Raw genomic sequence first — 20751 nt, 5'->3', positions numbered from 1 at the left:
GTTCGTGGTTGGCAATTTGGGTTACTCTGCGATTGAGGAAATCGAGTGCGTCGCTTCCTTTTGTTCCGGGAAGGGTTCTCCCGGTCGATAGATGGCGAGCGGCTCCGAGCGGGCGACCACCTCCGCCGCCTGCTCCCGCGTCAGCACGCCCAACGTCTGAAGCTGGACGAGGAGGTTGCCGAGTGCGCTCGCCTCCACCGGTCCGGCGATGACGGCCTTGCCGGTGGCATCGGCCGTCAGCTGGCAGAGCAGCCGGTTGCGGGCGCCGCCTCCCACGAGATGGATCGTGTGGAGCGGCTTGCCCGTCACGGCTTCCAATTGCCCCACCGTGCGGCCGTAGGAAGCCGCAAGGCTGTCGAAGATGAGCCGGACGAGCTCGCCCTTGCCGTCCGGCACCGCAAGCCCCTGCCCCCGGCAGTAGTCCGCGATGCGGGCGCTCATGCGGCCCGGAGCGCGGAAGATCGGGGCATCGGGGTCAAATACGGTGCCGGCGGCAGGAGCCTCCGCCGCAAGCGACACCAGCTCGGCGAAGGCATACTCTTCGCCGGCTTCGGCCCACTCGCGCTGCACCTCCTGCAGCAGCCAGAGGCCGGTCGTGTTCTTCAGCAGGCGATGGCCGCCCCCGTAGCAGGCCTCGTTGGTGAAGCCGAGCCGATCGCACGCTTCCGTGCGAATGGCCTCGCTCGTCTCCACCCCGACGAGCGACCACGTTCCGCTGCTCAGGAAGGCGGCCCCTTCCCGCTCCCGGTACGGGATCGCGGCTACGGCCGAGGCCGTATCATGCGAAGCCCCCGCGATGAGGCGGATCGGTCCGCAGCCGAGCTCCTCCTGCAGCTCCGGGAGCAGCGTCCCGATCACCGTTCCCGCCTCCACCCGTTCCGGAAGCAGCTCGGGGTTCAGCCCGAGCTGCTTCCAAAGCGGGGTACACGGCTCTCCGGTGACGGGATCGATCAGGCCGGTGGTGCTGAGAATCGTCCGCTCCGCCACCGCCCGGCCGGACAACAGGTACAACAGCAGATCGGGCATCAGCAGCAGCTTATCAGCCGTGGAGAAGAGCTTCGGATTCTCGACGGCATCCGCAAAGAGCTGATAGACGGTATTGATCAAGTCCGACTGATTGCCCGTCAGGCGGAACTGCTCCGCTGGGGAAACCCGCTGCTCCACTTCCGCTCGATGCCGTTCCATTCGCGCATCGCGGTAATGGCGGGCGGCATAGAGCAGGCGGCCGCCCTCATCCAGATAGCCATAGTCGACTCCCCAGGTGTCGATGCTTAAGCTGTCCGGGGTTCCATGCTTGCGGCAAGCGAGCCGGATCCCCTGCTTGATCTCGGCAAAGAGACCGAGCACGTTCCAGACCAGCTCCCGCCCGACGAGAAGGGGCGTATTGGCAAAGCGGTGGACTTCCTCCGTCTTGAGCGAGTGACCATCATAAGTGCCGTGAATCACCCGACCGGAGCTCGCTCCAAGGTCGACGGCCAGCATCGTGAGCATTGGGTTCATGCCGCACCTCCGCCTCTTCCTCGCATCAATACAGGGGACCGAAGGTGCCGCATGCCCGATAGTCGGCGGCCTCGGCATTTTCCGTGCCGAACAGCGACCAGACACGCGGGCGGAACAGGTCGGCGGCGGGAACGTTGTGCAGGCACACCGGGATGCGCAGCATCGACGCCAGGGTGATCAGATCCGCTCCGATATGGCCGCAGCTGATCGCGCCATGGTTCGCCCCCCACTGGTTCATGACCTCGTATACCGAGGAGCACGCCCCGCTCTCCGTCAGACGCGGCACAAACCAGGTTGTCGGCCATGTGGGATCGGTCCGATCATCCAGTGTCCGATGAACGTCCTCGGGCAGGTCCACCGTGAAGCCTTCGACGAGCTGCAGCACCGGCCCGAGCCCTTTTACAAGATTCAGGCGAACCATCGTCACGGGCATGCCGCCCTTCGTCAGGTAATTCGTCGAGAAGCCGCCTCCCCGGAAGTATTCCTGAGTTGCCGGACGGAAGCGGGTGGCGTCGAGCATCGCGTCCACTTCATCATCGGTAATCTCCCAGAACGGCTTGATGGCAGGCTGCCCTTCCTGCGATTGCTGTCCGGTGCCATCGAGTGCCGCTGAACCGGAATTAATCAAATGGATGATTCCATTCGCCGCGATGCCCTCCAGTTCGTGGCCGGTGACCCGTTTCACCGCAGTCGGACTCCAATACGTGCGCACATCGGCGAAAATTTGTGCGGTATTCGTGAGCAAGTAATTGAACAGCATGGCGACTCCGTTCAAGCTGTCGTTTTCCGTGGCGAGGATGTACGGCGCTCTCTTGCCGTTCCAGTCGAAGGACGAATTGAGGATCGTCTCCATGAAATCTCCGTTCGGAAAATGATCCGTCCACTGCCGCTGCCCTTGGAATCCGCCGGCAAGCGCATGGTGTCCTTGCGCTTCTTCCTCGAAGCCCAAACGGGCAAGCTCGGAGCTGCCCACCATCAAATCGCGCGCGATGAGGGTCATCTTGACACAGGTCTCCCACTGCTTGTCCTTCTCCTCAGCAGACACCTGCAGGTGCTCCGGGTTTCGATCCGGCCCCAGCTGGCAATGCTCCTTCGTCCAGGCCAAAGCCCGTTCGAACTCCTCCTTGTCGTAAATCCCTTCTTCGAATCGGCGGACGAATTCGGACATGTCCACGTACTCATTGCGCATGCCGAGGTAATCCTGGAAGAACGCCTCATTTACGATGGAACCCGCGATCCCCATGGAGACGGAGCCCATCGACAGGTAAGCGGATCCCTTCATGAGCGCGACGGCAAGTCCTGCTCTGGCAAATCGAAGCAGCTTCCGCTGAACATCCTCCGGAATGATCGTGCTGTCCGAATCCTGCACGTCCTCTCCGTAGATGCCGAAGGCGGGGATTCCCTTTTGGGCATAGGCGGACAGAACTGCTGCCAAATAAACAGCTCCGGGGCGCTCGGTTCCATTGAAGCCCCAGACGGCATGGGGGAGCGAAGCATCCATGTCCATCGTTTCGGAGCCATAACACCAGCAAGGCGCTACGGTTATCGATAACCCAACACGCATAGAAAGGAACTTCTCCCGGCATGCAGCCGCCTCCGAGACGCCGCCGATGGTCGTATCCGCTACGACGCATTCCACCGGCGAGCCGTCTGGATAGCGAAGCTGCTCTTGCAGGAATTGAGCGACCCGCTCGGCCATTCCCATCGTTTGGCGCTCGAGGGATTCCCGCACACCGCGTCTTCTTCCATCAATGGTCGGCCGTATGCCGATCCGGGGATACTGGGTTGCCATCCTCTCATCCTCCCAAAATTTCCATTGTAATCCCTTTCATCATAGTAGTCTTCCATTTCCATTGTCAATGACAATCAAAAACGACCGCTTCCCATCCCGTAGCAGGGACAAAAAACGGTCGTTTGATAGGAGCCTCGCTTCTGGTTCCCCCTAAGGGTTACGCCAGTTCAGCCGCTGCTTCCAGGGCGATCTTCATCATCTTGTGGAAGGACGTCTGCCGCTCCTCCGCCGTCGTCTCGGTGTGATCCACGAGCGAATCGGAGATCGTCAAGAGACAAGCGGCCTTCTTGCCGGTCATCTTGGCGTTGTGGAAGAGGGCGAAGCTTTCCATTTCGACGCAGACGCAGCCATGCTCTTCATGGAAATTCTTGAACGTCGGCATGTTCTTCTCGGCGTAGAAGACGTCGCTCGAATGAATGCGAGCGGTGGTGATCTTCTCCCCGAGCTTGTCCGCTGCTTTCTCAATCTCGGCGTTCACTTCAGGCGACGGAAGGAGCACGTCGCTCGTTTCGCCGGATTGACATTTCGCGTAGCTGGATTGACTCCAGGCGCTGTCGGCCAGCACGACATCGAACAGCGCAAGCTCGTTCGTATAAGCACCGGCGCTTCCGACGCGGATGATGCACTCGACATCATAGAACTTGTACAGCTCGTACGAGTAGATGCCGATGCTCGGCATGCCCATACCGGAGCTCATGACGGTAATGGCCTTGCCGTTATAGGTTCCCGTGTAAGCGAAGCAGTTGCGCACTTGGTTGACCAGACGGGGATTCTCGAGGAAGGTTTCCGCGATGAATTTGGCACGTAGCGGATCGCCCGGCATCAAAACAACCTTGGCAATCTCGTTCGTTGCCGCCTGATTGTGTGGAGTTGGCATGAATGGATATCCTCCTGGTGAATGTGGTGGCTTTCCTTCCCATCATACAGGGAATGAGCGCCAATTGCACGAGGCCATAAGAAAAGACGCCCGCTGAGCGTTCGTCCCCGCAAGGGCTGACCATGTCTCTCCGTTTTGAGGGGGAGCACCGTCAGCCTCCTGGCAGACTCGTCTCAGCAAGCGTCCTGTTCGTTTAGCCCATGGTGATGACTACGTCGTTCTCGGCTTTCAACAGCTGTTCCGGAATGAGCTTGCCTTCGATCGGCGTTCCGTTCAGCACGATGGAAGCGATCCCCTTTTGAACGCCGTTCGGGTTCTTCACCTGAACGTTCAGGTTCTTGCCGCGGAATTCGCGAACCATCGAGAACTCGGTCCAGTTGTCCGGTACGCACGGGTCGATGCGCAGGCCGTCAAACTCCGGCTGCACGCCCATGATGCCCTCGGCGAGGGATACCATGACAGTGGATGCGGTTCCGGTGAGCCAGTGGACGTGTCCACGACCGTAGAACGGGCTGTCGACGGCTTCGATGAATTGGCCGTGAACGTACGGCTCGATCGCGCGGACGTCCGCATCTTCGTTCATGCTGGCCGGGTTGATCTCCTTGTAGTACTCGAAGGCACGATTGCCGTTGCCGATCATCGTTTCGGCGAGGACCAACCAGCCTTGCGGTTGGGAGAAGATCCCGCCGTTTTCCTTCGTCGTCGGGTTAAACAGCGACATGAGCAATACCGGGTGACCGTCGCGGTTGATCGGCGGGTAGCAGACCATCGCGCCATACTTGGTGTTCAGCTTCTCATATACCTTATCCAGGGCAAGCTTCGCTTGCTCCGGACGAGCGGCGCCGCTCAGGACGGACCACGTTTGCGGTTCCAGCCAGATGTTCGCGTCCACATTGGTGCGGGAACCGATGACTTCGTTCTCCTCGGTGAAGCCGCGAATGAACTGATCGTCTTCCCAAGCATTCTCTTGGAGCGTACGGCTCAGCTCCTCGCGAAGCTTCTCGGCCCAAGCGACATCTTCCTTGTTGCCCTTGCGCTCGGCGATTTCGATGAAGACGTTGTACGCCATGTAGAGCTGGAATGCGACGAAGGTCGATTCGCCCTTCGCACCGAGGCGCAGGCAGTCGTTCCAGTCGGCATGAAGACCGGCCGGCATGTTGTGAGCGCCCATGCGGTCAAGGCTGAACTGGATGGCCCGCTTCAGGTGGTCATAGACGGTGCCTTCTTCCTTATTCGCATAAGGAATCACTTCGTCGATGTAAGCCCAGTTGCCGCTTTCCTTGACGTAGCGGATCAAGGTCGGGAACAGCCACAGCGCGTCATCGGCGCGATAAGCCGGGTGGCCCGTTTCGGCTCCGTATTCCGGATCATCCGGCGTCTTCTCGAAGCCCGGACGGTGATCAAACTTCACGAGCGGCAAGCCGCCGCCGTTATTCACCTGAGCAGACAGCATGAGCGTAAGGCGCTCGCGAGCAAGCTCAGGGTCCAGGTGCATAATGCCTTGAATGTCCTGTACGGTGTCGCGGTAGCCAAGGCCATTCCGCAGTCCACAGTATTGGAAGGAAGCCGCGCGGGACCAGATGAAGGTGATGAAGCACTGGTAAGCATTCCACGTGTTGACCATGTGGTTCAGGTTGTCATCCGGCGTTTGAACCTGGAAGCGGTTCAGCTTCGCGTGCCAGAACGTCTTCAGCTCTTCCAGTTCGCTGTCCACTACGGAGAGATCTTGGTAGTGGGCCATGATCTCTTTCGCACCTTTTTCCGCATAGGCGCCGAGAAGATAAACCAGTTCCTTCGATTCACCTGGTGCAAGCTCGATATCGGCCTGCAGGGCGCCGCAGGAGTTGGTGTTGAAGTTCAGCGTGTTCGAGCAACCGTTTTCAATCGAACGCGGATTCGAATAGTCGCGGTACTTGCCGACGAAGGTGTCGCGGTCGCCGTCATAAGCAGCCGCTTCCGATCCGGCGAGTCCAAAGAAGCGCCAAATGCCTCTTCCTTCTTCATCGCTGTCGTCCGGGCCGGCGTGGCCTTTGATGTTCTCGTTGATCGCTTGCAAGATCATGTTGTTGCGGAAGTACGTCTTGCTGACGAACAGGGTGTACTGAAGGTTGACAGAGTCCTGCTCGTAGTTGCCGCTGTTCGTGAACTCCACATAGCCGGTCAGGGACAGCTTGCGGGGCTTGTCGCTCTTGTTCGTGACCTTCGTTTTCCAAACCTCGTAGGTCTTGTTCAGCGGAACGTAGTACAACGTATCGGATTCGATTCCATCATATTCGGAGACAAAGCGCGAATAAGCGGTCCCGTGATGACATTCCGTGCGGTACTTGTCCAGATCCTTGCCTACCGGCTGCCAGGAAGCCGACCAATAGTCTCCGTTCTCACGGTCCTTGATGTAGATGTAGCGGCCCGGTTGGTCATTCATGACCGAGTTGAAGCGATAACGAATGATACGTCCGTTAGCCCCCGATTTGACGAAGCTGTATCCACCTGCATTTCCGGAAATAATGGCTCCATACTCAGGAGAACCCAGGTAGTTGGCCCAAGGAGCAGGCGTATCCGGTCGAGTGATGACATATTCTTTATGCTCTGCATCAAAATAGCCGTACTTCACGAAAAATAACACCTCCAAGAAAAGTTAGTTCATTTTATTACTTCTACAAAAATGTTAGGATCCCTTTATTTCATTCTGTTATTCTTAATTTCGACAAAATCCCCGCTCCTTCGAGTTGAAAGCGCTGTCCCTGCGCCCTTCTTCTTCTGTATCGAAGCGAGGATATCGTTTACACTAGCAATAGAAAGTGCATGATCTTTCTCAATATGCATGAGATGGAGGGGAACATCACGAGAGGGAGACCGAAAGGAACCTACGGCTTTCGTTATGCGGAGGATAAGGAGCTCGCCATGTGCAGCCTGTTTGCGGTAGGCTCGGATGAAGTTAGCAGCCCATCTTATGCCTGGGACGGGCTTACACGCGGGGACGGTCCTCTCCTCTTGTTTCAGTATACGCATTCCGGCTTCGGCTATTTTGAACAGGAGGGCTGCCCTCCTGAGCGAATCGGCGCCGGGAGAGCCTTCCTGGCGGAAATTCCCGGTCCTCATCGATACTTTTATCCTGAGGAGGCTAAGGAACCATGGCACTTCTCCTTCATTCTGATGAGACCCGCCTTCATTCTCCCTCATTGGCGCCGTTTTCTTGAGCGGTTTGGTCCCACCCCGGTTCTGCCCTCGACAAGCGCACCGCTCCGCTTGCTCAACCTGATGATCGCGGAAGCGAGCGCAGGCCGGATCCGTGATGCCTACCTCGCCTCGTCCTATGTCTATCAATTTGCGACGGAGCTGGTGCGGTTTCGCTCCTCCGGTCCTGCAGGGCGCGAGGATTGGCCGGACAAGGTGTTGGCGATCGCTCATTACATCGAGGCGGATTATGCTCGTCCCATGAGCATCGATCAGCTCTCTGAGCTCGTCAACTGGTCCAAATACCACCTGATCCGCACCTTTGCCGCCCACACCGGCTTAACGCCCACCGATTATTTGAACCGTGTTCGAACCGAGAAGGCGATGGAACTCCTGCACGGCACTCAGGACAACGTGGAGCGCATCGCGGAACAGGTCGGCTATTCCAGTGGAAGCTACTTCATCAAGGCCTTCCGCGGCATGACCGGACTCACGCCAGGCCAGTTTCGAAGCGGCCGGGACCGCTTGCCGTACCGCCGGGTGTTTTTCGATGAAAAACCGCAATAAAGTGCAATTCGCCGTACTGTTTTACGGTAGTAATCAGGTGATTCTCTCTTGTACGATGAAGGAGACAACCGCAATATAGGGTTATGATTCCCAAGACAAAGGAGAATGCACATGACTGACCGCCGCCTAGCCCTCACCCCGCCCATGGGATGGAACAGTTGGGATTGCTACGGAGCATCCGTTACCGAAGATGAAGTACGGGCCAATGCCGAGTATATGGCCCAGCATTTGAAGGAGTACGGCTGGGAGTATATCACTGTCGACATTCAATGGTACGAGCCGGGGGCCCATTCCTCGCAATACCGCCCCTTCGTTCCGCTCGTCATGGATGAGTGGTCCCGTCTCTTGCCCGCCGTCAACCGCTTCCCATCTGCAGCGGGGGGGAAGGGGTTTCGCCCGCTTGCGGACGCCGTTCATGCCCTCGGCTTGAAGTTCGGCATCCACATCATGCGCGGCATCCCTCGCCAGGCGGTCCACGCGGACACCCCCATTCTGGGCACCTCCGCTACGGCGCGAGAGATTGCCCATACCAATTCCATCTGCCCGTGGAACACGGACATGTACGGTGTGGATGCTTCCAAGGAAGGAGCGCAGGCGTACTACGATTCGCTGTTCCAGCTGTATGCCGAATGGGGCGTTGACCTCGTGAAGGTCGACGACATCGCCGCCTCTCGGTTGTATGATACCCATCTGCCGGAGATCGAGCTCCTCTCCCAAGCCATTGAGCGATGCGGGCGTCCGATGGTGCTGAGCCTGTCTCCCGGACCGGCGCCGGTCAAGCACGCCTCCTTTTTCCACGAACACGCCACCATGTGGAGAATCACGGATGATTTCTGGGACCAATGGCCGCTTTTGCGCGAGATGTTCGACCGCTGCCGCAATTGGCAGGGAGAAGCAAAGGCCGGCGGCTGGCCTGACTGCGATATGCTCCCGCTCGGCCGCATCGGCATCCGCTCTGTCGATGGAGGCGGCGAGGATCGCATGACGCGCTTCACCCGGGACGAGCAGTTGACCATGATGACGCTGTGGAGCATCTGCCGTTCCCCGCTTATCTTCGGAGGAGAGCTTCGTGACAACGACTCGTGGACGCACGATCTTCTCACCAATCGCGATGTCCTGCACATGCACCGGTACAGCTCCAACGCACGGGAAGCGGTCCGCGAAGACGAGACCGTGATCTGGACAGCGGAGGAGCAAGGCCAAGCCCTTTATACGGCCTTGTTTAATCTCGGGGATAGGGAGAGCGTAATCCGGCTGGACCCTGAGCAGATCGGACTCGCCGAATTCCCCGTTGGCAAGGACTTATGGTCCGGGCAAGCCGCGCCTTCCTCGACAGGCTGTCTGGAGGCTGCCGTCCCTGCGCACGGCGTTCGCCTCTACCGGTTCGATCTCCAGGCGTAAGTCATCCCGCAAACGCCAAGGCTCCCTCTGCAAGGGGATCAAAGAGCTGAATCGTCATAATGATACCATTGTAAAAGGTAAAGACTTCACCCGTGTATTTATCTACCCAAAAATCGTAGACGACGGGGATCACATAGAAGCGGTCATTCTCGGATCGAATGGATAAGTTCGTGATGATCTTCCGCATGGATGCCCCGTCGTCCTGCTGATTGCCGCCCACAGGAAGAAAGAGGCCATATCTCTTCTCATAGGCAGCAATCAACTGCTGCTTCACCTTCGCCAGTGCTTCCTCCTGCGTGAGCTTCGCGGTTCCCTCCGGATAACGGCTGATCATCACATGGGGCAGACGAGGCACATAGCGGAGCTGACTGTCATTGATCCCGTTGGAGTAAGAGGCCTCTCCCTGCAAAGCATTCGTAATAAAATCAAGCGGAACGTAGATTTCGTCGTCGATGCGCTTGGGAGCCGCAGTCAACGAGACCGCTTTCCCGTCCACTTGGACAGTCTTCTCACCGGGAGTAAGTTCACTGGTCCGGTTGCCATCCGATAAAGTTACCGTTTGCCCCTTTTCCTCCACCGAGATGCCGAATTTCTCCACAACCGGGTCCAACGCGACGAACGGTTCATTTTCTATCATCTTCACCTTCGCCTGCTTCACAATCGACCCGTTCAAAAACAAACCCACATAATCCGGTTGAATCTTTTCCTTCGAACCGTCCTCATATTGGATAAAGGTCTCTTCGGTACTCCCAATCTCATTGGGGGAGATGGTTACCCGATTCAAATTGACTTTGCTTACAGCGGCCGGCGATACTTCCGGCTCCTTCTCCTCCGTCTTCGCCATACACCCCGGTATCACCGCAAAAAGAGAGCAAATCAACAATACCAACAAACCCTTCTTCACTTTCCCACCTCTTTTTGGAATTCTTCTCCTGTTCCTTTCATTAAGAAAACGAATGCTCCCGCCGCCGGGTTGCAACCTACAAGGAACTCCTGCCACAGTAATGGAAGCTCTCCCTCTCGAATCACCATGAAAAAGTTGGATACACTAAGCCAACCAAAGGTTGGTGAGGATGATTCTGCATGTGGTCCAAGGCCGTGAACTATGTACCAGAATGGAAAACGTGGGTAGAAGCCGGCTTAACCCTGCTGGCTCCTCTGGTTATGCGCCGTTTGTCCACCACTCTGCGCACCTGGGTAGGAAAGCGTAGTCCCCAGGAACCCCAAGCTTCCACTGCGCCGCCCAGTGACCCCCTCACGGGAGATTTTCAGGCAGAGAAAGCCCGTCTAAAGCAGCAGCTCGGCCGCAACAGCGACGTTCACTTTCGTGAATTTGAGCTGGCTGGATCCCAGACACCGGCCATGCTTGTCTTTGTGGAAGGCATGCAAAACGAAGACTTGATCTGCAACCAGGTTTTGAAAATGCTGATGCAGGAGCCCCTGTGCACCGAAGGGGAACTCGATCAATTATCAGGACAACACCTGGGCTCCTACCTGCAGGATAGGCTGCTCCCGCTTCCTGGAATCCCGGAGGTTACAGAACTGCTGGAGCTGAAGCGTTCGATCCTGTCCGGGTACACGGCCTTACTGATTGAGGGACTCCCTCGCGCCTTCCTCGTCGGGACCCCGAGTCCCCGGACCCGTGCAATCACAGAACCTACCTCTGAAGCGCTGCTTCGGGGGTCTCGGGTCGGATTCACGGAAATGATAAGCGAGAATACCGCCATGCTGAGGCAGCAAGGCCGGACCGATGATATGGTCATCGAATCGTTTGAAGTGGGAAGCCGGATTCAGAGGACCCTAGCCATCGCCTACATGAGCGAGATCGTGAATCCGGATTTGCTGAAGGAGGTCAAGGATCGAATCGCGGCCATCAACATGGACTTCCTGGCAGAGTCCGGTTACATTGAGCAGCTCATCGAGGACAATCCCCTCAGCCCCTTCCAGCAGGTGCAGAACACGGAGCGTCCTGACCGGACGATCAGTGCATTATTAGAGGGACGAGTTGCCATTCTGTTGGAGGGCTCTCCTTTCGCCCTTCTCGTACCCGTTACCTTCACCATGCTGATTCAGTCGCCTGAGGATTATTTCGAGCGGTGGCTTCCAGGATCTCTTCTGCGTATGCTCCGCTTTCTAGCCGCTTTCCTATCCCTGATGACGCCTTCCCTGTATATCTCCTTCATCTCCTTCCATCCCGGTCTGCTCCCGACCGAGCTGGCGATCACGATTGCGGAGACCCGTCAGGGCGTTCCCTTCCCTTCCCTAATCGAAATTCTCATTCTGGAAATTTCGATTGAAATCCTCCGGGAAGCCGGAATTCGGCTGCCGAAACCGATCGGGCCTGCCATGGGCATCGTCGGCGGTCTCATTATTGGCGAAGCAGCCGTTCAGGCGGGAATCGTCAGCCCGATGCTTGTCATCATCGTTGCCGTCACCGCCATTTCCTCCTTTGCCATTCCCATGTATAGCGCGGGAATTACCTTGCGGATGCTTCGCTTTATCGCAATGTTATTCGCATCTGTGCTCGGCATGCTCGGAACCATCTTGTTCTTCCTGCTTCTGTGCAGCCACATGACCAAGTTGAAAAGCTTCGGCGTCCCCTATGTCACTCCCGTTTCTCCCTTTCGCTTCAACGATTGGAAGGATCTCTTCATTCGAGCCCCTCTGCCTTTGATGAGACATCGGCCCAATATGATGAAAACCGAGGATAAAAAGCGCAGATCCTAACGCCCTCATGAGAGGAGGAATCCCCTTGTTCACCCGTACTGACGACAAAATCACATCCACCCAGGCCTCTATCTTTCTTACCGATGCGGTACTGGGCGCAGGTATTCTCACGCTGCCGCGAGGCGTGACGGAAATTGTGAAAACGCCGGACGTGTGGTTGTCCATTCTTTTTGGTGGAGTGGTCATTATCCTCGTCGTTTTCATAATGACGAAGCTCAGTCAGCAATTCGTTGGCAAAACGGTCTTTCAATATGCCAAGCGGATTGTGGGACGAATCCCAGGAGGAATCCTGACCTCCCTGTTGGTGATCTATTTCATCGTCATTTGCGGCTTTGAAGTCCGGGTATTGGCGGAAGTCACTATGTACTTCTTACTGGAAGGAACCCCGATATGGGGCATTCTGATGCCTTTTATCTGGGTGAGCAGCTACTTGATTCTGGGGGGCATCAATTCGATCGCTCGGGTGTTTCAAATCATCTTCCCCATCAGTATCTTCATTCTCATCATCGCCTATATTCTCAGTACGCGGATCTTCGATATCAATAATTTGCGCCCCGTGTTGAGCAATGGGATCATGCCGGTCTTTAGCGGGCTGAAGTCTACCATCCTGGTTTATACCGGTTGCGAAGTGGTTATGGTCCTCGTTGCCCATATGCAGCACCCGAAGCAAGCCGTTCGCGCGATGATCACGGGCATCAGCATCCCGCTTACGCTGTACTTCATCACCGTTGTAATGGTTATCGGCGGCATGTCAGTCGATGCCGTTCAGAGGAGCACCTGGCCGACGATTGACCTGCTTCGCAGCTTTGAAATCGCGGGACTGTTCTTTGAACGCTTTGAGTTTCCCTTTCTCGTCATCTGGATGATGCAGCTGTTTTGCAACTTCACAAGCTTTTTTTACAGTTCCTCCCTGGGCATTTCCCAGATTTTCGGGCTTCCCTTCCGTTCGACCGTCTTCGGGCTCATGCCCGTGCTTTTCTTGGCAGCCTCGATTCCCCAACGCATTAACGATGTTTTCTCGCTCGGTGACTATATCGGATATGCCAGTCTTGGCATGTTCGTTCTGGTTCCCGTCCTTCTCTCCATCGTTCTCTTGATTCGAAAGAAAGGGCTGAAGCAGCATGTATAGAGGAAATCAAATAAAGGTTGGATCCGCGCTGCTTCTAAGCGCGTGCCTGCTGTCTGGCTGCTGGAGCAGCAAGGAGATCGAGGATCAGGCGATTTACACGGGATTGGCGCTTGACGTAGGTACCGAAGATAAAGAGAAGATCAAGCAGATGGAACAACTGGGTTCTCCCCCGATGGAAAATGTTCTGACCGGTACCATCCAGATTGTTCCTCAGAAATCATTCGGTTCACGCGGCAATGCAAGCTCGAATCAACAGAAGCCCTATGTCAATTCGGTTCAAAGCGGCAACTCCGTCTTTGAAATCATGCGTATGTATTCGCTTATTCGAGATCGCCCGGTCATTGGGCACCACCTGAAGGTCATTGTGCTCTCCACCGATTTGCTTAAGAAATATGCCATCGATCAATTGCTCGACTTCACCTTGCGGGACAATGACATTCGACCAAGCTGCTTGGTCTTCTTGGCTCGGGGGCAAGCCGCTGAGGCGATGACGATGAACCAGCCCGCCGATGTCCCCTCCTTCCACATCAAAGACATGGAGCGCAACCGATTTCGTAACAACAAGATCATGAAAGGAATCACCCTCACCAATCTGAATGCGTTAATGAACACAAAGCAAAGCTACATTTTGCAAACGATCGCCTCTGTAAAAGGGAAAGACGAGTTCTATGGAGCGGGCATCATCAAAGGAAAAACCGGCAAGTGGATCGGCAACCTGGATTCCAACGATGTCGCCAGCATTTCCTGGATTAGAGGAACCGGGCAGGGCGGTCTCATCAAAACCCTGGATGAACGAGACCAGATCATTACCTACGAGATCAAATCCATGAAAAGCAAGATCATCCCCAAAGTTAAGGGAGACTCCGTTTCCTTTCATGTCGAAATTAAATCCAAAGGTCGTTTGATCGAAAACTGGGATGCGGAACAGAACTTTTCCAAGGTCCCCTACCTAAAGGCGGCTGAGAAACGATTTGAACGAAAACTGGCCAGCGAAATCCAAACCATTCTCGACAAGATGCAGTCCCGCTACAAGGTTGATGTGTCCGGCTTTGGCAAGCAGCTCAGTCTCTCCCACCCGCAGGTATGGAAAAAGGTGAAGGACGACTGGGACGATGTGTTCAGCCGATCGTCCGTCACCTTCACCATTGATTTGACCATTACCGATTACGGTTCCTCTACAGGATGATAATCCGCATCCGAGGAGTTCAAAGGAACAGACATAAACTTCTCCAGCAGCACGGTTTTCCCCTCAAACATAATGGGCTTCTCCTGGTAAGAGCCGGAACGGGCGTCCAAGAGAATCGTTTTCGACGATCCATAGGCCTCGTCCTTTTTGGAGCTGGTAAAGGTCAACTTTCCCTCTCCAACGGGCAAGAGCGTGACATTGTTATAATGCACGTCGGTGTAGGGGAACACGACTCGATGCCCGCCGGACGCCAAATCGAGGACGTTGATCGAATCGCGACTTCCTTGGAAGTCATAATACGAAACAAAGGAGATCTCCTGGTCGCTCACCCAATCCACTCGGCCAATCGAACCTCCATCCGTTTGACTGTAGATTCGGGAGGTTTGCCCGCTCGTTCGGTCATACTGCCAGATCGAAGCCGTCATCCAGAGGGGGGTCCTCGCTCCGGGAGCACTGTTTCGTTCGAGAACGGTGCTGTACACAATCTTCGTCCCAGCCGGCGATACACGTGGAGCCGAGAAGGCCACATGCATCATATTAGGAACTTTCTCAATTGGAAAGGATCCGGTTCCTCCGTATGCCTGGTAAATATCGTCGATATCCTTTTGAGTCAGATAATAATTCCATTCCTCTTCTTCACTGATGGGCTTATCCTTTTGATAGGTTTCAGCCGGTTTTTTCTCCTTCACGCTCACATAAGCTTTCTTGCCCTTTAAGTAAAAGGATTCGGCAGTGTGGCCGGTCTCTTCTATGCTTCGAACCCGCCAAACCTCTCCCTTGGCGAGAACTTGCTCCTTGTTCGTCTCCATATCAAGTGTCTTGATTTCTTGGTAAGGCAGAGAGGTCGCATCGCTTTGGACGAATACCAAGGTTTTGTTATCCGGCAGCCAGGAGAGCTGAATGATTTCATGCTGAACAGGAATCTGCTGCAGGTAGCTGGTCGTCTTTCCCGTTACCCGATCATAAACCTTCACATAACGTCTCGAAAGATTGGTTTCCCAGGTGGTGTATGCGGCATAGCGGCCGTTCCGAGATAAGGCCGCATAGTTATCGGGAGTTACGTCGGGCAAATGGAGCAGCAGCGTCGCCTTCCAGGTTGCCGTGTCATAGAGTACGTACTGGCTCCCTCCCTTTTGATCTGGCAAGAGGCCGACCACACACGTCTTCACCTGAGGGAGTGCAGAACCCGGAGAGGCTGAACCCGGGGTAGCTGACGGAGTCGGTGAGGCCGCAACAGCTGTTGTCGGGTTTGAGGCTGGAATTCCCTCTTTCTCATGGGACCGATTCAGAAAGTAGTAAACCAGACTGGCGCTTATTCCGAGAAGCACAAGCAGTACGACTACTCTTTTCCATCGAACATCAGCTAGCATAGAGGCTCCTCCTCATTTGAAAAGCCACATGCTGCAAGGCTGCAGCATGTGGCGCACGCACAAAGCTTTTCCAGGAGATATATGCAAGGGGTTATGGATTGTAATTGGTGATCGGTACCCAGGTTCTCGAATAAAAGAGGCCGTCCGACGTATTGCCGTGCAAGCTCTTGAAGTCATTCTTGTCAAGATCTGCGATCCTATCCGGATGCAGCTTTTGATCGGGGCCCCAATCGGTAATCTTCAGCGTGGTAACGTTATTCGTTCCCAAGTCTCGGATGTCAAAATACGCTTGTTTCTTTACATCAACAACACCCTGATTGGCTCCATTATTGGAAGCGCCGTTGCGATACGGCAGGGCTGTATTCCCGCTCGTGTTATACCAAGAGGTATATCCGTAGCTGGTCAAATAACTTGTGCTAGAATTATAGGTTCCCAATGTATGGCGAGCATAGGCGTCCACCTTATTCCACGTTCCAATGTAGATAGGGTTCTTCTCAGTATCCACATAGTCACTGGCTGCAAGGGCGTTTCCTTTGGCTGCCGCTTCTGACTCCCTGAGCGTCTCCATCTGCTTCTTTTGAGCAGCCTGCTGCGCTTCAGAGGCAACCTCCGGAACCTGCATCCCCGAGATTACAAAGCCTCCAGCAGCATCACGATAGATCGTGACACCTGAATCCTTGTCTACCGAGACTACTTGGGGAGACAGTGCCCCTGAGCTCGCCTGCGCTACAGAGAAAAGCGGAACAGACACAAGCAATGCGGACACTCCGAGGCTCATCAATAACCAGCGTTTAGATGGCATAGCAGATTCCCTCCGATTTCATTTGGATAGGATTTCTTATGCAATCCATGATGAAGGAATCATCCCGATCGTTGGACGATAGATTGTGAATAGTTTCCCATTCGAGCGCTCGAAGAGACAGTTCAAGAGTACGCCTGTATCCATTTTTTTGTCAAACATATTTTGGAAATTTACAGCTGCTTTAGAAATTACTTCTCCATAAAAATCCAAGTTAGCCCCCCATCCTTGCTGAACAACTCAACGGTGTCGACCGTTTCTTTGTCGGGATCAATCAGCTCGATGGGCAATCGCCCATTCTTCCCGTTAAAAGTGGGGGATAAGGGATTCATCTTGTAGTGGTCAAAGGAAGCCGGAAACGTTAGAAGGAGGCGCTCCCAGCTCTTTCCACGATCCTGAGTCCAATAGATGACCGGCCCATTATCCATATAATACCGATACCCCAGGAAGCCTACGTTCTCATTGGCAAACCCAACTCCCGTCAAGTGCTCCGCATATTGGTCGTTAGGGTTGCCGATCTCCTCCCATGTCTTGCCGCCGTCAGAGGTTTGGTAGAGGTAATTGACGGCTCTTCCCACTCCTTCTGAAGCCCCGCTTACTAACCAGCCTTTGGATTGGCTAGTGAATCCGATGAACTTGGTTTCGTATCCTTTTGAGGCCGGAATGGCATAGTCCTCCCATGTTTCCCCCTTATCCGAGCTGAGCAAGACATGGAGCATGGAAGCCTTCCCATCTGCAAATCCGTAGACAACAGCCGTTTTTTCTTCCGAGACAAAAAAGCCGATGTTCTCCTTCCCCATTCCCAACGTGTTGCCCGTCATGTCGACCTTTAGAGGAACGGCAGCTTCTATCTGCCCATCGCGATACGAAACCGTAACCTTCCCTTGCTCGTCAATGGAGTACCCTTGGCCGTCATTCTGCGTGATCTGGTTTTCGTTATCACGGCTTAGCAGCCATCCTGTTCTGGTTCCGATCAGGAGAACAACCAGGAATGCGCCAACCAACAGCAGCCATCTTCTATTCTTCCTTAATGATGTCATGGTTCTCATCTCCCCTGTTGGATAGCCCCGCCTCTTTAGTAAAAAGACGCAGTTCCCCTGGGCAAAGTTTCCTGTTCTCGGTTGCAATCGGTTAATCTGAATCCAAAAAAACAGACTTATGAAATTACTTCAAGAGTAATTTCATAAGTCTGTTCGTCGTTAGTGCCGGTGAGAGGACTCGAACCTCCACGGTTTCCCTCACGATTTTGAGTCGCGCGCGTCTGCCATTCCGCCACACCGGCATATGGGATAGAAGCATAACAGGATGAAATCTTCATCATCTCCGCCTGCAGCGTTTATTACTATACCGCATTCGCCATTGCATGTCAAGCATTGAAACGAAATAATGACATGGCTCATTCGACATCAATGTGTTAAAATCGCCCTATTATTCCATAATGGAGGACACTAGCTTGAAACGACCAACCCTTGCACTTCTTGCAGGTTTACTGCTGCTCAGCGGGTGCACACTTGAGAAAAAAACATACAGCCAAACAGCGAATGACTCAATTCCTGCCGCACCTGCTTCTGTAGAACCATCCCCCACCTCCACCGAATCGGCCGCAGACATGCTGGATCGAGCTCAGGAGGAGATCAAACGGGATATGGCTGCGACCTCGAAGGCTACGCTAACCGAATTGATTCGGTTGTATCCCGATTCAAACGAAGCGGCACTCGCTCAATTGCTTTTAGATGGCTCCGTGTCCGCGAAAGAGACACCGGCCAAAAAAGAGGAACCGCCCGCTATTAAAGAAGAGGAACCCTCCATCGAAAGCAACGAAGAGGACCCCTCGGCGATCGAAGCCCCAACAACGGCCAAGTCTGAGGAGTTGCAAAAACAAAGAAATGCCATGCTCGCCGGCTTCCGTACGAAATACGATGAGGTGCGTGAGTTGGACTTCTATATGTCCCAAAGCTCTCCCGAATATGATGACATCAATGCTTTCTATCCTTATCTGGTCAAAAAGAACGATCAACTGAATCTGCGTCTCCGGATTCAATACAAAGGAGAGGATTGGCTCTTCATTAATCATTACATCTTCAAAGTGGATCAAGAGACCTTTGACCTGTACCCCGAATACGATGATGTCAAGCGGGACAATAGCGGCTTCAGCGTCTGGGAATATTATGACTATTCGGCAGTGGATTCCATAGAGATGCTGCACAAGATCGTGAACTCCACAAAAACGATTATTCGACGCAATGGAGACCAGTATTACAGCGACTACATAGTGACTCAGGACGAAAAGGACAGCCTTAGAGCCATTCTCGAAGCTTATGAGTTGTATAGTCAACCGAACGGAATCTAGACTCCAAGTAAAAAGCGCAGGCAAGCGGGACTCGTCCGCTACCTGCGCCTTTTTGCTAAAGACAAGCTTGATGTGGTTGAAATAATCGTATTGATACCCCATTCTTCGCCGATACAAAGCAAAAACCGACTGCAGTAAATGCAGTCGGTATCGTTATCCTAGCAAGGTAATAATGGCGTGCCCAGAGAGATTCGAACTCCCGACCTTTTGATTCGTAGTCAAACGCTCTATCCAGCTGAGCTATGGGCACATGATGTTGAAACAATGGTGGTGCCGGGGACGGGACTTGAACCCGTACGATGGTCACCCATCCCAGGATTTTAAGTCCTGTGCGTCTGCCGATTCCGCCACCCCGGCACAGGGCAGACACAAGATAATGCAATGGAGGCGCCACCCAGATTCGAACTGGGGGTAGAGCTTTTGCAGAGCTTTGCCTTACCACTTGGCTATGGCGCCAAAAATAAAATGGAGCGGACGAAGGGATTCGAACCCTCGACCCTCGCCTTGGCAAGGCGATGCTCTACCACTGAGCCACGTCCGCAAATTATTCAATTATGGCTGGGGATCTAGGATTCGAACCTAGGGGTGACGGAGTCAAAGTCCGTTGCCTTACCGCTTGGCTAATCCCCATTAGGAAGAAATGGGGCGGTCGAAGGGAATTGAACCCTCGAGTGTCGGATCCACAAACCGATGCGTTAACCACTTCGCCACGACCGCCATACGATCCTAAGTTTTAAAACTGGCAGGGGCAGCAGGAATTGAACCCACACCAAAGGTTTTGGAGACCTTTGTTCTACCTTTAAACTATGCCCCTACAGATAAAGGAATAAGTGGTGGAGGCTGATGGATTCGAACCACCGAACTCGTCAGAGAACAGATTTACAGTCTGCTGCGTTTGGCCACTTCGCTAAGCCTCCACGTTATCAAAAAAACTGGTGCCGCCGAGAGGACTTGAACCCCCAACCTACTGATTACAAGTCAGTTGCTCTACCAGTTGAGCTACAGCGGCTTGAATCCGCAAGTGGTGGCTCGGGACGGAATCGAACCGCCGACACGAGGATTTTCAGTCCTCTGCTCTACCGACTGAGCTACCGAGCCATATGGGATTCTTATCTTGTTAAATGGCATCTTCGAGAGGATAAATGGCGGAGCCGACGGGATTCGAACCCGCGGTCTCCTGCGTGACAGGCAGGCATGTTAGGCCTCTACACCACGGCTCCACGATTATGATCTCTTGAAGAAAGTTGCGGGGGCAGGATTTGAACCTGCGGCCTTCGGGTTATGAGCCCGACGAGCTACCGAGCTGCTCCACCCCGCGATGGAAATTATGGTGGAGGCTGAGGGGATCGAACCCCCGACCCTCTGCTTGTAAGGCAGATGCTCTCCCAGCTGAGCTAAGCCTCCATGTGGTGACCCGTAGGGGATTCGAACCCCTGTTACCTCCGTGAAAGGGAGGTGTCTTAACCCCTTGACCAACGGGCCTTGCAATTGATTTCACCAAAGATTTGGTGGCGGAGAGAGAGGGATTCGAACCCTCGAGACGCTTGTGACGCCTACACGATTTCCAATCGTGCTCCTTCGACCACTCGGACACCTCTCCATATGGCTCCCCGAACAGGACTCGAACCTGTGACAACTCGATTAACAGTCGAGTGCTCTACCAACTGAGCTATCAGGGAAAATACTCGTTTAGTGACACCTAGACAGTATATCAGGTTTTGTCCCAAAAGGAAACAAGTTCTTTTCAGGGGGGTTGTTCCCTGAAAACCGGATGCGAAGCAACTCGCGAGTAACATTCTTACCGATGTGTTGTGTTGGATAAGCCCTCGACCGATTAGTATCCGTCAGCTGCATGCGTTGCCGCACTTCCACCTCGGAC

Annotated in this window: 14 protein-coding genes and 17 tRNA genes; 6 read left to right on the top strand and 25 right to left on the bottom strand. The window is 54.4% G+C overall.

Annotated elements, in window-relative coordinates; translation table 11 throughout:
• Nucleotides 1-21: 21 nt before the first annotated feature.
• The 4 genes from AAFN83_RS15200 to AAFN83_RS15185 all read right to left on the bottom strand — a co-directional run bounded on the left by AAFN83_RS15200 (nt 22) and on the right by AAFN83_RS15185 (nt 6780).
• Nucleotides 22-1500: a rhamnulokinase gene (locus AAFN83_RS15200; RefSeq protein ID WP_347770804.1), complete on the bottom strand. Its 1479-nt coding sequence runs from the start codon at nt 1498-1500 to the stop codon at nt 22-24.
• A gap of 25 nt (nt 1501-1525) precedes the next feature.
• Nucleotides 1526-3292, bottom strand: a complete 1767-nt coding sequence (locus AAFN83_RS15195; protein WP_347770802.1) for an L-fucose isomerase — start codon at nt 3290-3292, stop codon at nt 1526-1528.
• A gap of 157 nt (nt 3293-3449) precedes the next feature.
• Nucleotides 3450-4169, bottom strand: a complete 720-nt coding sequence (gene deoD / locus AAFN83_RS15190) for a purine-nucleoside phosphorylase (protein WP_347770800.1) — start codon at nt 4167-4169, stop codon at nt 3450-3452.
• Between the two features lie 193 nt (nt 4170-4362).
• On the bottom strand, nt 4363-6780 hold the full coding sequence (locus tag AAFN83_RS15185) for a glycoside hydrolase family 94 protein (protein ID WP_347770799.1): 2418 nt from the start codon (nt 6778-6780) through the stop codon (nt 4363-4365).
• A gap of 191 nt (nt 6781-6971) precedes the next feature.
• Between AAFN83_RS15185 and AAFN83_RS15180 the strand changes: the two genes are divergently transcribed.
• Together AAFN83_RS15180 and AAFN83_RS15175 are read left to right on the top strand one after the other, a co-directional pair.
• Entirely contained in the window at nt 6972-7910 is a 939-nt protein-coding gene (locus AAFN83_RS15180; protein ID WP_347770797.1) for an AraC family transcriptional regulator, read from the top strand.
• A 111-nt stretch (nt 7911-8021) separates the two neighbouring features.
• Nucleotides 8022-9311, top strand: coding sequence for an alpha-galactosidase (locus tag AAFN83_RS15175; RefSeq protein ID WP_347770795.1), 1290 nt, complete (start codon nt 8022-8024; stop codon nt 9309-9311).
• Between the two features lies 1 nt (nt 9312).
• Here the strand turns inward: AAFN83_RS15175 and AAFN83_RS15170 are convergent, their stop codons facing one another.
• On the bottom strand, nt 9313-10155 hold the full coding sequence (locus tag AAFN83_RS15170) for a copper amine oxidase N-terminal domain-containing protein (RefSeq protein WP_347770793.1): 843 nt from the start codon (nt 10153-10155) through the stop codon (nt 9313-9315).
• A 239-nt stretch (nt 10156-10394) separates the two neighbouring features.
• Here AAFN83_RS15170 and AAFN83_RS15165 point away from each other — a divergent pair, with 239 nt between their 5' ends.
• Genes AAFN83_RS15165 through AAFN83_RS15155 form a run of 3 tightly spaced genes read left to right on the top strand, consistent with a single transcriptional unit; the run spans nt 10395 to nt 14353 of the window.
• Complete coding sequence (locus AAFN83_RS15165) at nt 10395-12038, top strand: spore germination protein (protein ID WP_347770791.1); 1644 nt, start codon at nt 10395-10397, stop codon at nt 12036-12038.
• 25 nt (nt 12039-12063) lie between these two features.
• On the top strand, nt 12064-13167 hold the full coding sequence (locus AAFN83_RS15160) for a GerAB/ArcD/ProY family transporter (RefSeq protein WP_347770789.1): 1104 nt from the start codon (nt 12064-12066) through the stop codon (nt 13165-13167).
• Nucleotides 13160-14353, top strand: coding sequence for a Ger(x)C family spore germination protein (locus AAFN83_RS15155; protein ID WP_347770787.1), 1194 nt, complete (start codon nt 13160-13162; stop codon nt 14351-14353). Before AAFN83_RS15160 ends, AAFN83_RS15155 begins: the two co-directional genes overlap by 8 nt.
• Here AAFN83_RS15155 and AAFN83_RS15150 read toward each other — a convergent pair.
• The 4 genes from AAFN83_RS15150 to AAFN83_RS15135 all read right to left on the bottom strand — a co-directional run bounded on the left by AAFN83_RS15150 (nt 14332) and on the right by AAFN83_RS15135 (nt 17804).
• Nucleotides 14332-15723, bottom strand: coding sequence for a WD40 repeat domain-containing protein (locus AAFN83_RS15150; protein ID WP_347770785.1), 1392 nt, complete (start codon nt 15721-15723; stop codon nt 14332-14334). The two genes, AAFN83_RS15155 and AAFN83_RS15150, sit on opposite strands and share 22 nt — an antisense overlap.
• Before the next feature lie 91 nt (nt 15724-15814).
• Nucleotides 15815-16525, bottom strand: coding sequence for a hypothetical protein (locus tag AAFN83_RS15145; protein WP_347770783.1), 711 nt, complete (start codon nt 16523-16525; stop codon nt 15815-15817).
• 188 nt (nt 16526-16713) lie between these two features.
• Nucleotides 16714-17562 carry a WD40/YVTN/BNR-like repeat-containing protein gene (locus AAFN83_RS15140; RefSeq protein WP_347770781.1) on the bottom strand — a complete coding sequence of 283 codons (849 nt, stop codon included), beginning with the start codon at nt 17560-17562 and terminating at the stop codon, nt 16714-16716.
• Nucleotides 17563-17725: 163 nt separating this feature from the next.
• Nucleotides 17726-17804 (bottom strand) — tRNA-Leu (locus AAFN83_RS15135).
• A gap of 171 nt (nt 17805-17975) precedes the next feature.
• On the opposite strand from AAFN83_RS15135, the gene AAFN83_RS15130 reads away from it, so the two are divergent.
• Entirely contained in the window at nt 17976-18872 is an 897-nt protein-coding gene (locus tag AAFN83_RS15130) for a hypothetical protein (RefSeq protein WP_347770779.1), read from the top strand.
• Nucleotides 18873-19045: 173 nt separating this feature from the next.
• Here the strand turns inward: AAFN83_RS15130 and AAFN83_RS15125 are convergent.
• The 16 genes from AAFN83_RS15125 to AAFN83_RS15050 form a co-directional block, all read right to left on the bottom strand.
• A tRNA-Arg gene (locus AAFN83_RS15125) sits at nt 19046-19122 on the bottom strand.
• A gap of 18 nt (nt 19123-19140) precedes the next feature.
• Nucleotides 19141-19229 (bottom strand) — tRNA-Leu (locus tag AAFN83_RS15120).
• Between the two features lie 25 nt (nt 19230-19254).
• Nucleotides 19255-19328 (bottom strand) — tRNA-Cys (locus AAFN83_RS15115).
• A 10-nt stretch (nt 19329-19338) separates the two neighbouring features.
• Nucleotides 19339-19413, bottom strand: a tRNA-Gly gene (locus AAFN83_RS15110).
• A 14-nt stretch (nt 19414-19427) separates the two neighbouring features.
• Nucleotides 19428-19502, bottom strand: a tRNA-Gln gene (locus AAFN83_RS15105).
• An 11-nt stretch (nt 19503-19513) separates the two neighbouring features.
• Nucleotides 19514-19589, bottom strand: a tRNA-His gene (locus tag AAFN83_RS15100).
• A gap of 23 nt (nt 19590-19612) precedes the next feature.
• A tRNA-Trp gene (locus AAFN83_RS15095) sits at nt 19613-19686 on the bottom strand.
• A 17-nt stretch (nt 19687-19703) separates the two neighbouring features.
• A tRNA-Tyr gene (locus tag AAFN83_RS15090) sits at nt 19704-19789 on the bottom strand.
• Between the two features lie 16 nt (nt 19790-19805).
• Nucleotides 19806-19881 (bottom strand) — tRNA-Thr (locus AAFN83_RS15085).
• Between the two features lie 13 nt (nt 19882-19894).
• Nucleotides 19895-19970, bottom strand: a tRNA-Phe gene (locus tag AAFN83_RS15080).
• A 45-nt stretch (nt 19971-20015) separates the two neighbouring features.
• Nucleotides 20016-20092 (bottom strand) — tRNA-Asp (locus tag AAFN83_RS15075).
• A gap of 24 nt (nt 20093-20116) precedes the next feature.
• Nucleotides 20117-20190: transfer RNA gene (locus AAFN83_RS15070), tRNA-Met, on the bottom strand.
• Nucleotides 20191-20200: 10 nt separating this feature from the next.
• A tRNA-Val gene (locus tag AAFN83_RS15065) sits at nt 20201-20276 on the bottom strand.
• 3 nt (nt 20277-20279) lie between these two features.
• Nucleotides 20280-20354 (bottom strand) — tRNA-Glu (locus tag AAFN83_RS15060).
• A 27-nt stretch (nt 20355-20381) separates the two neighbouring features.
• Nucleotides 20382-20472: transfer RNA gene (locus tag AAFN83_RS15055), tRNA-Ser, on the bottom strand.
• Nucleotides 20473-20475: 3 nt separating this feature from the next.
• A tRNA-Asn gene (locus AAFN83_RS15050) sits at nt 20476-20551 on the bottom strand.
• Nucleotides 20552-20751 lie beyond the last annotated feature (200 nt).

The organism is Gorillibacterium sp. CAU 1737 (genome assembly GCF_039888655.1).
Taxonomy (GTDB): domain Bacteria; phylum Bacillota; class Bacilli; order Paenibacillales; family NBRC-103111; genus Gorillibacterium.
This window is presented reverse-complemented; position numbering and strand designations above follow the sequence as displayed.

Excerpts from the sequence above, each read along its gene's own strand:
- AAFN83_RS15180 (WP_347770797.1), top strand. The coding sequence starts at position 6,972 with ATGATCTTTCTCAATATGCATGAGATGGAGGGGAACATCACGAGAGGG.
- AAFN83_RS15200 (WP_347770804.1), bottom strand. The coding sequence starts at position 1,500 with ATGAACCCAATGCTCACGATGCTGGCCGTCGACCTTGGAGCGAGCTCC.
- AAFN83_RS15140 (WP_347770781.1), bottom strand. The coding sequence starts at position 17,562 with ATGACATCATTAAGGAAGAATAGAAGATGGCTGCTGTTGGTTGGCGCA.
- AAFN83_RS15195 (WP_347770802.1), bottom strand. The coding sequence starts at position 3,292 with ATGGCAACCCAGTATCCCCGGATCGGCATACGGCCGACCATTGATGGA.
- AAFN83_RS15150 (WP_347770785.1), bottom strand. The coding sequence starts at position 15,723 with ATGCTAGCTGATGTTCGATGGAAAAGAGTAGTCGTACTGCTTGTGCTT.
- AAFN83_RS15170 (WP_347770793.1), bottom strand. The coding sequence starts at position 10,155 with ATGGCGAAGACGGAGGAGAAGGAGCCGGAAGTATCGCCGGCCGCTGTA.
- deoD (WP_347770800.1), bottom strand. The coding sequence starts at position 4,169 with ATGCCAACTCCACACAATCAGGCGGCAACGAACGAGATTGCCAAGGTT.
- AAFN83_RS15145 (WP_347770783.1), bottom strand. The coding sequence starts at position 16,525 with ATGCCATCTAAACGCTGGTTATTGATGAGCCTCGGAGTGTCCGCATTG.
- AAFN83_RS15175 (WP_347770795.1), top strand. The coding sequence starts at position 8,022 with ATGACTGACCGCCGCCTAGCCCTCACCCCGCCCATGGGATGGAACAGT.
- AAFN83_RS15165 (WP_347770791.1), top strand. The coding sequence starts at position 10,395 with ATGTGGTCCAAGGCCGTGAACTATGTACCAGAATGGAAAACGTGGGTA.
- AAFN83_RS15155 (WP_347770787.1), top strand. The coding sequence starts at position 13,160 with ATGTATAGAGGAAATCAAATAAAGGTTGGATCCGCGCTGCTTCTAAGC.